General features: G+C 51.1%; 12 protein-coding genes. 1 reads left to right on the top strand and 11 read right to left on the bottom strand.

Annotated features, from left to right (window positions below):
- Positions 1 to 46: 46 nt before the first annotated feature.
- From L855_RS14100 to L855_RS14080, 5 genes are all read right to left on the bottom strand, one after another.
- Entirely contained in the window at positions 47 to 454 is a 408-nt protein-coding gene (locus L855_RS14100) for a DUF309 domain-containing protein (RefSeq protein WP_159791112.1), read from the bottom strand.
- 159 nt (positions 455 to 613) lie between these two features.
- Positions 614 to 1,144 (bottom strand): hypothetical protein, encoded by a 531-nt coding sequence (locus L855_RS14095; RefSeq protein ID WP_246198872.1) that lies wholly within the window; start codon positions 1,142 to 1,144, stop codon positions 614 to 616.
- Between the two features lie 169 nt (positions 1,145 to 1,313).
- Positions 1,314 to 2,507, bottom strand: a complete 1,194-nt coding sequence (locus L855_RS14090; RefSeq protein WP_159789029.1) for an AAA family ATPase — start codon at positions 2,505 to 2,507, stop codon at positions 1,314 to 1,316.
- Positions 2,508 to 2,574: 67 nt separating this feature from the next.
- A complete protein-coding gene (locus L855_RS14085) occupies positions 2,575 to 3,717 on the bottom strand; it encodes a DUF58 domain-containing protein (protein WP_159789027.1) in 1,143 nt (380 codons plus the stop codon).
- A gap of 104 nt (positions 3,718 to 3,821) precedes the next feature.
- Positions 3,822 to 5,174, bottom strand: coding sequence for an IS200/IS605 family accessory protein TnpB-related protein (locus tag L855_RS14080; protein ID WP_192924976.1), 1,353 nt, complete (start codon positions 5,172 to 5,174; stop codon positions 3,822 to 3,824).
- Positions 5,175 to 5,202: 28 nt separating this feature from the next.
- Between L855_RS14080 and tnpA the strand changes: the two genes are divergently transcribed.
- Entirely contained in the window at positions 5,203 to 5,622 is a 420-nt protein-coding gene (gene tnpA, locus L855_RS14075; RefSeq protein ID WP_159786953.1) for an IS200/IS605 family transposase, read from the top strand.
- 259 nt (positions 5,623 to 5,881) lie between these two features.
- On the opposite strand, the gene L855_RS14070 is transcribed toward tnpA, so the two are convergent.
- From L855_RS14070 to L855_RS14045, 6 genes are all read right to left on the bottom strand, one after another.
- Complete coding sequence (locus tag L855_RS14070; RefSeq protein WP_159789025.1) at positions 5,882 to 7,588, bottom strand: NAD+ synthase; 1,707 nt, start codon at positions 7,586 to 7,588, stop codon at positions 5,882 to 5,884.
- A 28-nt stretch (positions 7,589 to 7,616) separates the two neighbouring features.
- Positions 7,617 to 8,354 carry an NUDIX hydrolase gene (locus tag L855_RS14065; RefSeq protein WP_159789023.1) on the bottom strand — a complete coding sequence of 246 codons (738 nt, stop codon included), beginning with the start codon at positions 8,352 to 8,354 and terminating at the stop codon, positions 7,617 to 7,619.
- A gap of 30 nt (positions 8,355 to 8,384) precedes the next feature.
- Complete coding sequence (locus L855_RS14060; protein ID WP_343039288.1) at positions 8,385 to 9,023, bottom strand: nicotinate-nucleotide adenylyltransferase; 639 nt, start codon at positions 9,021 to 9,023, stop codon at positions 8,385 to 8,387.
- Between the two features lie 45 nt (positions 9,024 to 9,068).
- Entirely contained in the window at positions 9,069 to 10,457 is a 1,389-nt protein-coding gene (locus L855_RS14055; protein ID WP_159789020.1) for a nicotinate phosphoribosyltransferase, read from the bottom strand.
- Between the two features lie 196 nt (positions 10,458 to 10,653).
- Positions 10,654 to 11,640, bottom strand: coding sequence for a DUF3747 domain-containing protein (locus L855_RS14050; RefSeq protein WP_159789018.1), 987 nt, complete (start codon positions 11,638 to 11,640; stop codon positions 10,654 to 10,656).
- Between the two features lie 271 nt (positions 11,641 to 11,911).
- Entirely contained in the window at positions 11,912 to 12,910 is a 999-nt protein-coding gene (locus tag L855_RS14045; protein ID WP_159789016.1) for a DUF3747 domain-containing protein, read from the bottom strand.
- Positions 12,911 to 13,022: the final 112 nt, after the last annotated feature.

Raw genomic sequence — 13,022 nt, 5'->3', positions numbered from 1 at the left:
CGCATCTCGTCAGTTCGTCTAACTTTTTTGACACATAACGTCAAACTCACGACGACACTTTCCTCACTTTAGGTAAGGGTATTTCCGGCAACTCTCTCGTTAACCCATACTTGCTCGCAAACTCTGCCGTTCTTTCCTCTCCCGCCTCTTGCAAGGTTTGCAAAATTTCTAAGGTTTCAGAAAATAACCCTTCTACATCAATCTCACCATATTCGGGACGATAATAACGTAGGCGATTGGTTCCTTCCCCTAACAACATTAAACAGCCTTTCCAGTTATGATTACTGAGGTGATAAAATCCCACTCCAATTTGTAAAATGCCTTGATAAAACTTCTTTTCTGGGTCAACAGATTCGAGCCAAATGGCTTCTAGGGTGTCGTGACAAGCGTAGAACTCACCTCGATTAAATTCCTCAATCCCTTGCCAAAATTCTGGTGGAAACTCCGTCATGATGCTGTCCACTTACTTCAATAGTGATTGTAACTGACGTTGTACATCCTTGTCAGGGTCGATAGTGAGTCCAATACTGGCTAAGCTGGGGAGCAGATTCTCTACCATAGGCCGCCAGATCTAACGGAGTCACCGTGTCCAGCCAAAACGAGTACCGCCAAATTATTCTGGGGGATGAACAGTGTCGAATATTATTTGCTCAAAGTCAGCGGCTTGGCTACAAATTTTTTTAACCTGTTGCCAATTTCTAGTGATATTCGGGGCATTGAGTTGATAACTGCGCCGATTTTTCTTAATACGTTTTTTCTTGGGTAGCTCTGCTAGTTTTTTCTCTAGCCTTGTATTACACTCAGCATCAGCCAGAAGAGAATCGTCAGGAGAGAGGACTGCTGCGGCTAACCAAGTTCCCGAGGATTGGGCCGGAAGACAGAACAGGGTGCGATCACCGGGAGTCACGTTACCCAACCAGCTTATAACCACCTTTCGTAAAGCCTCTACAGTATCAACGACAGGAGGACAGGGTTGTGAGCAGGGGAGAGTTTGCCAATTGTTCTCTTGGGCCAGTTCACTGGCTGATGCACCACAGTTATCATATCGGAAACTCGATACATCGACATCGACATGAATGATGAGTAGATTAAAACCGCTCAGAGTCGGATCAGTATCCAGTGAACCTGTATATCTTTGTTGCACCGTGTGACACCATTTCAGCACGCCACCCCAACCACCTCCGAGTTGGGGTTGAGTTGCTTAAGGTTGTAGAAGTGTCATGATGAAGGGGTCGGGTAATATGGCCTTTAGATCTGCTTGAATTACCTCAAAATCCGTCGGTCCCTCGGCGATTAGGCCAATTTTCAAGGGTTCAGACATTGGGAACGGCTCCTAGATGACCCATTAACCAAAGCCGTGAGAGGGGATATTGCTGATTCAGTTCAGTGAGTTCAGGGGTGAGTGTGACACGGCGGATACAGGTTTGTCCATTACTGTTGCGTTCCACCCCAAAGAGGCGCACCTCGGGATCGGTTAAATCCAATCCATCCAAAGCAGCGGGATTATGGGCCGTCAACAACAGTTGGCGATCACCCTCATTATGTCGAAGCCAGCCAGCAAGACGCGACATCAACCGGACAAGCAACCGAGGATTAAGAGCTTGGTCCAGATTATCAATTGCAAGCAATTGAGGCGCTTGGGGCAACAGGCACAGCAAGGCTGCAAAAATCACGTAAAGTGCGCCCTCACTCGCATCATAGGCGGTGAGTTCATTGCGACTGGGATTCATAAAGCGATCGCTGAATTTCAGGAGTCGCTTCGTGCGTGGGATCTTAGGCGACAATAAATTGCTCCCAGAAACGGTTGTCTCGATGTCAAGCACCCAGTCAATCAACTCCAGCACCTGATCAAGAATCTCCTCACCCGTATTCCCCTGACTCTGAAAATGGTGACGCAGGCTCGCAAACCCCTCAGCCAATTGTCCACCACTGAGGCCAACAGGAATCCGGGATTGTTGATCGGGTAAAATCCCCCGTAGAGTGGGGGTATTCGGGCAATAAATCGCAAACTCCTGAAGGCGTTGCATGAGTTGAGCCGCAAGATTTGTGCGGTTGAGATGCACCCGTTCTAAGGCGGCTAAACCAGCTTTTGGATTCAGGTTTTTCTTGTTGCGGACTCCCTGAGAAAGAATCTCGGTCTCACCATCACTGAGAACTTCAGTTTTATAAGACCACGCCGGTTCAGGAGAGTCCAGAGGATTGAGTAAAGAAACGCGATAGGTTTCGTGTTTTGAGCCAGTTACACTAATGGCAATATGAGCCGGAGTGCGATCGCTGGCAAATGAGCTTTTATAAAGTCGGGGTAGACCTGCTCGTACGCCGCGACGCAGTAAACTCTCATCATCAACAACTCCATTAGCCGCTGCCCCCAACACACCTAACGCTTCTAATAGGTTACTTTTTCCCGCTCCATTTGCACCAATCAAGCAGTTCACCCGGCCCAATTCTAGGCTTGTGGAATAAATGGACTTAAAGCCCCGGATTTCGACCTGGCGGATTAGTGTCATTAGACCTGATATCAATCTATTTCCCTTGCCAAAATTCTGGCGGAAACTCCGTCATGATGCCGTCGAGTTACTTCAACAGTGATTGTAGCTGACGTTGCAAATCCTTGTCAGGGTCGATAGTGAGTCCAGCACTGGCTAAGCTGGGGGGAACAGACTGGCCCCAGAATATCCAGCGACTGCTGGCGCTGAGGTTGTCTAAGGTGGCGGCGTTGGGGGTTAGCCAGAGGGTGGGGCGATCGCCGATGGGTTCAGCCGCTTCCGACTCGCCAAAACTTGCCCCAGCTAAGGTTTCTAGCACCACTCGATGACCGTGGACTAAGCCGGTTTTTGCCGTCCAAAGACGCACATTCAGTTGAATCTGAGTGGCATAGAAATACAGAGACGCAGCGGCGATCGCCCCCTGTTCAAAGTCTTCTGCATTCCAATGGGCCGCCGTATCCAATGCAATTACTGCATCGAGTCCACTCTGGAACACTTCCAACTCCCGCACCCGTAACTCCCCATAGCGGGCCGAGGTGCGCCAGTGAATCATGCGCATGGGATCGCCGAAGCGATAGGGACGTAAGGCGCGAGTTAAGCCTTCTGAGGCCGGTTGAACCTGACGTTCATAGGCGGAAAAGACGGGATTGTCTTCCTGGCCAATTCCATCGATGAGGGGACAGCGTTGTAGGGGGAGAACTCGGGGATAGACGATCGCCTTTCCCGGAACCTGGCGCGATCGCCGACACCAAAACAATCCCAGCGGCGCCGCCGTGCGTAGGCTAACCTGATGCCAATGGTAAATTCCCCGTTGCGCGGCCCGATGCTGATAAATCCAGCGCAGCGTCTCCCCCCCAGGGAGAGATTCAATCACTCGTTGCGGTGGGGTTCCCAAGCGGGGGGGAATCTCATCGTGCAGTTGTAAGAGAAGTTTTGAGCGACGTTGGGGATTATGAACCTCTAAAATGACGGTCAGGGATTCCCCACAACTGACGGGATCGATAGACTGGCGTTTGAGTTGCAGACGGCGTAGCGATCGCGGGGGGAGAATTGCCGCGATTCCCAACAGGGCCAAGGATGCGCCACTAATGGCATATAGCCAGCCAGACATGGTATTGGCAGCGGAACCGAGATAAAACAGGGACAGTCCCAGACATAACCAACCGGCAAAGGCCGGCTGCACCCAACGACGTTCTAGCCAATCGCCAAATTTTTGTAATTGTCGTTTCACGAAGGTCGCCCCTATCTTATTGCTAGAATTTACCGGTTTGCCAAATCTTATCTCATCCTATGAAGCTCACCCCACCTGCCTTGGGCGAGGTGGGGGTGTCGGTGCTAACCTGAGACTGTATGAGTCCACAGGTCACACAAACAAGCCCAGCTTCTAGGCGAACGCCGAGAACATTGGCTCGAACGCTCCTCACTGTCCTTTCGGCGAGTGAGCTGAAGAATACCTCGGGCAGCAATATTGAGCGCCCCATTGAGGTCTGCATTGTATCGCTTGCCCGAGGAAAATTTAGCCAGAGCATAGTTGTTGGAGTCTCGTCGCACGACTCCACTGCCGTCATAAGCCAGCTTTGATGTATAAGCAGCCACGACATCAATCACCTGACCGCCTATCTCTTGCCACTTCATCTCGGTCAAGTCTCGAATCATCCCCTTGAGCCACCCATGAAAGCGTTGGCGTAGGTTAGAGCGTTTTCGCCCTCCCTTAGCCTTCCATCCTTTGAGGTTCTCAAAGACAATGGCATCGGCATTGAACTGTTGGGCAATCTGCACGATACGCTTCGAGACAATCTGCCCAATTTGACGGTTGATATTACGGCATTTGCGATAGGTATGAGAGCAGAAGCCTTTCTGGAGGCGTCCACCCTGTCCCATCGTTTGCCTCGCTCGTTTAGATACCGATTTGAGCCGTTTATCCCGACGGTCTATGTCTCTCCCAGGGTGAATAAAGTCACGGTGGATTACAGTGCCGTCAAAATTCACGACTGCCACAGTAGCGGTGGTGTTGATACCCAGGTCAACACTGACAACCCGACCCTCTCCCTGCCGTTTATGTGGATGACACTCAAAGGGAACTGAAAGATGACAAGCCCTTGTAGGCTCATCAAAAATCAGGGAGGGTGACAACTGCTTGTTGCTATCTACGGTATGCCGTTCTCGCAAGCTGGTTATCCCAACGGTCGTCCAGACCCAATCGGTTCCGTTAAAGACCTTGATTTCGATGCGGTCATAGCCATGGAGTTTATAGCACTGACCCTTATACAGGGTCGGATAACAGCCACTGTTGGGATTGAGGACTGGAGGTTTAGCGTCCCGACGTTGACGGGTTCCCGATTGCCATTCCTGATACCGGGTCATGTAGCTACTGACTTGGCCAGCGGCGAAAACAATCGCGGCCCTCCGGTAGTAGCTGGGGAACTTGTAAAAGGTCTGGTCAAATTGCTGGTATTTGGGGTTGGGGTTCTTCGCGGTTTGGTGAATGAGTTTTTCGACAGCTAGAACCCGTTTTTGACTCGATAACTCGGCTAGAGACGGCCAATGGGTGAAGAGAATCCCCATCAAATGCCGACAGAGGCGACGATAGACCCCAACCGTCCGGCTCAGCAGCACCCGCTGGCTGGCTGTCGGGTTAAGAGTCCATGGGTCTGTACGGATGATTGATGTGGGTTTCTGGGTTACCATGGGGTCATGTTAACTCATGGTGACCTCAATGTCAAAAGCTCTAAGGTCTTTCGCTCACACGGTTGCAAGCATCAAGATTCATATAGTGTTTGTCACAAAATACCGTCATCCCGTCATCTCTGGGGAGATAGAACAGGACATGATCGAGCTTTGTCGGAGCATCTGCGAGAAGAATGATTGTCTCCTAGAAGAGGCGAAGGCAGATTTAGGGACTAATGACCATATTCATTTATTGGTTGACCTAGCTCCTAAGGTCTCTATTTCTAAGCTCTGTAATACGATGAAGACCGTCACCAGCCGCGAAATCAGGAAGCGTTTTGTGCGACAATTGAAACCGTACTATGGTCGTCCGGTTTTTTGGAAGCGTGGATTTAGTGCCGTTTCGGCCGGTGGAGCCTCATTGGATGTCCTCAAAGCTTACATAGAGGGGCAAGGCTACGATGATTAACCTTACCGCTCCTTGACCCCCACCTGTTGACACGAGGTGGGGGAATGCGTCGCTATTTTTGATCAAAGTGTTCAGTCTTTTGTTCCGGGGAGTTACCTCGTTTCCAAGCGGAGATGATCGCACGCAAGCTATGGCGATTCTCTAGGATTAGAGGTTCCCCCGCGAGAAGATCGGGATCCTGACGAAGATGGCGACTTAACGAGTGCAGTTGAGACATAGTTTATCCCCCCAAATTAGGATTCGATGGGTTAGTCGTAGCCTAACGGATATCCCCACGACGGCAGGCGATCGGCATTCGCCAGCCGGTTCCGAAGGCGCGATCGGTAATCTTTAATCCTGGCGCAGCTTGACGGCGTTTAAACTCGGCGCGAGACACCAGTTTAATCACGCGATCGACCGTTTCCCACGCATATCCCGCTTCGACAATTTCTGCCGCCGATTGATGACGTTCAATCCAGCGATGGAGGATGTCATCAAGTTCATCGTAGGGGGGAAGCGAATCTTGATCCGTTTGATTGGGTTTGAGTTCGGCGCTGGGGGGTTTCGTGATAATTGTCTCGGGAATGACCTCAACCCCAGGTTGACGTTGGTTTAGCCAACGACAGAGTGCATAGACTTGGGTTTTGGGAACATCGGCGATCGCCGCCAAGCCTCCATCCATATCTCCATAGAGAGTACAATATCCCACAGCCATTTCTGACTTATTGCCCGTAGAAATCAACAGATAGCCTAACTTATTAGAAATAGCCATCAGTAGAGTTCCACGAATCCGCGATTGTAGATTCTCCTCGGCTACCCCTGACTCCGTTCCCGCAAATAACTCAGCCAGGGTCTTGTCAAAACTCGTCATGGCCGCTTCAATGTGGAGATGATGGGTTTGAATGCCCAAATTCTCCGCTAGGGCGATCGCATCTGTCACCGACCCCTCGGAGGTATAGGGAGATGACATCAACACCCCTAACACATTTTCCGCACCTACCGCTTCCGCTGCGATCGCCGCCACCAGGGCCGAGTCAATCCCGCCACTCAATCCCAAGACAATCTGAGAAAACCCACATTTACGCGCATAATCCCGCACCCCCAACCGCAAGGCGGCCCAAATCTCTGCTTCACGACAATCGGGAAGGGGAACCACCTCAGCCTGACTCAATCCCGTTTCCGTCAACGCCAACTCCGCGAAATCCACCTCACAGCCTCGGGCACGATATACCAGACTCCCATCTCCATTAAAGGCCACACTGCGACCATCAAAAATCAGATCGTCATTTCCCCCCACCTGGTTCACATAGAGAATGGGAACCTGATAGCGACGGGCCGCATGAGACAACATCGACTCTCGCAATTGTTGTTTCCCGACACTATAAGGGGAGGCGGAAAGATTGACAATCAGGTCAACTTGTGCATCAGCCAAATCTGCTAGAGGGTTGCAAGTATAGTGACGTTGACTCCAAAACTCTTCATCATTCCAGATATCCTCGCAAATCGTCACCCCAATGCGATAGGTGCGATTGCGGTTCCCGCACGCTTCGCGATCGCCATTACTGAGGCTAAAATGATGACTCTGGGAATGGGGTTCAAAATAGCGATGTTCATCAAAGACATCGTAGGTGGGGAGAAGTCGTTTATGGAACTGTTGTTGAACCTTACCCCCCAGCAAACAGGCAATACTATTATAGAGAGGCTTTCCACCTTGATGAGCCTGGGGATTCCGTTGAACAGTTCCCACCAAAACATGAAGCTGGCTGGGGATTTGTTGCGCCAACTCTGTTAACTGACGTTCCATTGCCTCAACAAATCCCGGATTGAGGAGTAAATCGCGGGGAGGATAGCCACAAAGAGATAATTCGGGGGTTAATAAAATTGATGCACCCTGAGACGCAGCTTGCTGCGCTGCATCTAGGATTTGTTGGGCATTTCCTGGCAAATCTCCAATGGTTGGGTTGAGTTGGGCGATCGCAATTTTCATTCTAAAACTTCCAACAATCAATGAATATCTAAATAAAGACCATGGGTTTATCTTTTAGGGGCGCAAATGCCTCTGAGTCGAATCGATATAAACTCGCCGGACGACCTGCACCCCGAGAGAGTTTCATCCCCGTATCACAGAGAACCCCTAACTTGAGAATTCGGGAGCGAAAGTTGGAATAATCAGCAAAGTTTTCTCCTAAAACCGCTGCATAGAGTTGATACAGTTCATTGAGAGTAAACATTTCCGGTAACACCTCAAACGCCACCGGACTGTATTCTAATTTATTTCGCAGCCGTTGATAGCCATATTTGACAATTTCATTGTGGTCAAAGGCGAGCTTGGGGACGCGATCGCAGGGAAACCAAACCATCTCCTCCGCAGAATCCGCCAGTAACTGCACCTCCTCATGTTGCACTAAGGCGAAATAACTCACCGACAGATAACGAACCCCAAACGACTGGGGCGATTCCCGAGGATCTCGCGCTGGGCCGCCAAAGGTATATAACTGTTCTAAATAGAGATTTTGGACCGAAATTTTTTCCGAGAGAACCCGATAGGCGGCATCCTCCAAGGATTCCCCTTGACGCACGAGGGTTCCGGGCAAACTCCATTGTCCCAAATCCGGTTCCCCCTGTCGCCGCAACAACAATACCAACACCCGATTTTGGGCCACATCCACCGAAAAAATGGCATTATCTACCCCCACCTTAAACGCCGCCAGTGAGTTGCAGATTTGCCGCTGCTGTTCCTCTCCCTTTACCATAGCCCCCTCTCCAACCGCCCTATCCCCCAATTAGACATATAACTGTTCTCGCTGAATGTACGCTTCAACACTGGGGGGAATCGCTTGGGAGTCTTGCCTGTTACGATACCGTGTCGAGGAAACATCGGGTGCATCCATATCCGCCACCGTGACTTGTCCACCCAACCCCTCCAATTCCTTAATCTTAGCGGACGAGACGGGGCAACCGGGACGAGGAATCACCAACAGTTGCACTTGGCTTAATAAGGCTTCGACATGATACCAATGGGGCAGTTGCGTCAGCAGATCCGATCCCACCACCAGCGTCAGATGGGCATTTTGCCAAATTTGCCGCGCCTTTTCAACGGTAAAGAGGGTTCTTGGGGAACTGAGGCGTTCTTCGACAGCGATGTTGTGAGATAGGGGAGTTTCGGCGTTGAGATGAGTTTGCCGCAACTCCTCCACCATCAGTTTTAGCATGGCGGCGCGATGGGATAACGGGGTTTGTTGGGGCTTCATGGGATTGTCGGAGGCCCAAACCGCTACCCAATCATAGCGATCGCACAGCCAACGTAGAATCTCTCGATGGGCGATGCTGGGGGGATCGGCGCTGGTTCCGAAGAGGGCGATGTGGGGCATTTTGAGGGAATAGGGAATAGGGAACAGGGAATAGGGGAACCACAGAGTCACGGAGGGAGGTAGAGGAGGGGAGAGGGGAGAGGGGCGAGGGGAATTTTATACTGATGATTGGTTGAGATGTTGGGAGACGCGATCGCTTAGTTGGGTTAGGGGTTGGGAAATTTCTACGTCGGGAACTTGGGGGTGATGGATGTCGCGAACCTCTCCGGGGAGTTGCATAACGTTGTCTCGGGTGCGTTTGCTGAGGGTTTCTAGGGAGTCTAGGGACTGTTGGCGATCGCCGTTAACAATAATGGGTTGTAATAGGGGTTCTTCGCCGGGTTCGGGGGATTCGTCGGCTAAGCCGAGGCGATCGCCCTGCCATTGTTCCTCTTCGATGCGCCGGAAAATCTGTTTTCGTCCTGGATAGGTGGATTTGCCGCTAGACTTCTTCATGACGGGAATCCCATCGACTTCAACGAGTTTATAAACCCCGTTGAAGGGTTCCCCGGATACTAATTTTGTGCCAATTCCATAGCCATCGAGGGTTGCCCCTTCTCCGAGGAGTCTGGCGATTTCCCATTCATCCATGTCGCCACTGGCCAAAATGGGAATATCCGGGAGATGCGATCGCACCTGTTGGGAGAGGGCGGCGATATCCCCGGAGTCGATGCGAATGCCATGGAGTTCAATCTCATCTCCTTCGAGGCGATTACCGAGATAGCGGGCCGCCGCTACCGTATCAAAGGTATCAATCAAAAGGGGGGCGCCGGGAAAGTGGTGATGAAACGCTGTAAAGGCATTGGCTTCGCTTCCTTCCATGGCGACTAAGGCCTGGATGAAGGAATGGGCCATGGTTCCGGTGGGTTTTCGCCCGAGTTTGAAGGCCGCCAAGACATTGGAGGTGGAGTCAAAGCCGGCGGCGAGGGCGGCCCGGGCGGCGTAGAGTGAGGCTTGGGGGCTAAAGGCGCGACGGGTTCCAAATTCTAATAAGAGGGCGTGATCGCCGGCCACATCACGAATCCGGGCGGCCCGAGTGCCCACCAGGGTTTGATAGTTAATCACATTGAGAAGATAGCTTTCGAGGAGTTGGGCTTGCCAGAGGGGGGCCTCGATGCGTAGTAGGGGTTCATGGGGAAACACCACGGTTCCCTCGGGAACGGCCCAAACATCTCCCTGGAAGCGGAAGTTAGCCAGTACATCCCAGATGCGATCGCTCGTCTGGGAGAAAATCCCTGTTTCCCGCAACTCCTGTAATTGGCTGGGGGTGAAGCGCAGGTTTTCTAGGTAATCAATAGCGGTTTCCAAGCCAAAGGCGATCGCATAGCCAAATCCAGGGGGAAACTTGCGGGCGAACAGTTCAAAACTCCCCCGTTCCGTTTCCAACCCCTCCCCCAGATAACAGGCGCTCATCGTCAACTGATACAAATCCGTCAGCAAGCTATAGTCTTCGGGGCGAACCGTGAGTCGCTGTTCATCCGTTAGGGGGGCGATCGGGGAGGCCATACAGTTTCACTGAAAGGAGGTCTCACTAATTATAGTAGATTTTACCAAAAACAACAACCATCCTAATTTTTATAGAAACCAAACGTGTTTGACTAGATGAACCTTCCATCAAAAAGGCGCCTCCTATCGTAGAAGCGCCTCGATTTAAATTCATAGTAACCTGTCCTAAAACAACAAATTGAAACAGGTTCTATTTTTAGCGGAGCAGCGTGGTGATAATTTCATCAACACTCAGGGATTGTCCAGACAAATTCATCACTTGCACAAATGCCAGTCGTTGTTCAACCGACAACACGTCACGAATTGACATCATACTGGAAAACTCATTATCCCGGACTTGTTTACGCAGCGTTTCAACCCGGTTGCGTTGGCGGCGAATTTGACGCGTTGACGCATCCCCAATCATCATCTCTTGTAACTCTTCGCGAGCCGCCGTCAGTTGACTTTGCAGACGACCGTTTTCAGCCAAATAAGACTGACGAATTTGAGCAATTTGCTGGTCTTGTTGTTGCGTCAACTCCAGTTCCTCACGCCAATCCTGAGATTGAGTAGGTTGAGAGGGTTGGGAGGGTTGAGAGGGTTCTTTTGTAACCGGAGTGGAGGGACGATTAGCCACCGGACGAGATTGACCGGCCAGGGCACTCAAACTGGCGGGATTGGACAGATAGACATGACCGAGGGTACGTCCTTGATAGGTGCGTTTACTGAACTCCCAGCCATCGTTCAAATCAATCCGCACAAAATCGTTGGTATAAGGTGCGCGTCCAAGTTCTAATGTGGGTTGATTGGGACGGAAAGGAACCCCCTGTAAAACCAAATCACTTCCTTGGCGAACCGTCCGTAAACTATATTGAATTCCTAAATCTTGTCCACCGGTACGGATGGAGTAACCATTACTATCGGTGAAGCGTCCACAAATTCCCGTAAAGTCGAAATTCAGCAGTAAGGGATTGACTCGATTGCCCGTTTCACCCCAGCAGGGACGAGCATTAGATTGTTGCTCAATCACCAGAAGTTGATGTCGTCCCGTATTCCCCACAGGAGCCGCAACTGCGACAAAATTACGTTGTTCAACAGCCCGTTCGCCAAAGGCGGCCGCTTCAGCCGCTTGTGGGGTAACCGTAGCGCCGAAGGTGGAGAAGGCTAGAGTCGAAAGAGTAGCGAGGCGAAGTGCGGTGTTCATGACCTGTGGTTCCTGTTGGTGAACGTGGTTAATGTCTAATCTGAATCGGAGATTCATCTGATACCTATTAGTATCTGTGAACCTCCCAGAGACTAGGGATTGACAAGTTCTACTTAGCCAACTGTCTATTCAGCCTTGTGCCAGTTGCCCTCCTGGCGAGGATTCCAGAGTTGGGCTTGTCCTTTTTACCGTTCCAGTCAAAAAAATCCGGTTTCAACTCAGGAAACCGGATGTAACATTCAGGAGAAGCAAGGAAAAGGGGGAAACTCACTTAGCGAAGCAGCATGGTGATGATGTGGTCAGCATCCGCCAGTTGACTGTCTAACTCCATCGCATCTGCGAAGGCAACCCGTTGTTCAGCGGACATCACCTGACGAATGTCCATCATGCTGGAAAACTCGTTATCACGGACTTGGCGGCGCAGGCGTTCAACCTGATTGCGTTGACGACGGACTTGACGAGCTGATGCGTCCCCAATCATCATCTCTTGTAACTCTTCCCGGGCCTGATTTAACTGACTGTCCAGGCGACCGTTTTCGGCCAGATAGGACTGACGAATTTGAGCAATCTCCCGTTGTTGTTCGTTCGTGAGTTCAATCTCATCGCGCCAGTCTTGGTCTTGAGAGGGTTGGGAAGGTTGAGAGGGTTCAGAGGGTTTTTTGTCCTCACTGGGATTTGAGGGAGTCGAAGGACGATCAGCCACGGTGTTGGAGTCATTCCCTAAGGCGCTCAACTCCGATTGGTTGGAGAGATACACGTGACCTAAGGTGCGTCCCTGATAGGTTCGTTTCGAGAAATCCCAGGTATCATTGAGGTCAATGCGGACAAAGTCATTGCTATAAGGTGCGCGTCCGAGTTCTAAGGTGGGTTGGTTGGGACGAGAGGTGACACCTCTTAAAACGAGGTCATCTCCTTGACGAACTATTTGTAAGCGATATTGCATTCCTAAGTCTTGCCCACCAGTACGGATGGAGTAACCATTACTATCGGTAAAGCGTCCACAGATACCGGTAAAGTCAAAGTTTAAGAGGAGAGGTTCAACGGTTGAACCGTTTTCAGCCCAGCAATCGCGGCGATTTGACTGTTGTTCAATCACCAGCAGTTGGTGTCGCCCGGTATTTCCAACCGGCGCAGCGACGGCGATGAAGTTTTGCTGTTCAACGGCCCGTTCCCCGAAGAGGGCAGCTTGGGCAGGTTGAGGGGTGAAGGTGGCACCGAAGGTGGAGAGGGCGAGAGTGGAGAGGGCGGCGAAGTGAAGTGCAGCTTTCATGGTAGTTGTCCTGTAATTGGGTTGGTGGTTGTTTGCTATGACTTCATTGTGGAGGCAGGGTGGGATAGCTTGGCATGGGAACAGTTGACTTCGAGAACTGTCCGGTTGCCCT

The organism is Sodalinema gerasimenkoae IPPAS B-353 (assembly GCF_009846485.1).
GTDB lineage: Bacteria > Cyanobacteriota > Cyanobacteriia > Cyanobacteriales > Geitlerinemataceae > Sodalinema > Sodalinema gerasimenkoae.
This window is presented reverse-complemented; position numbering and strand designations above follow the sequence as displayed.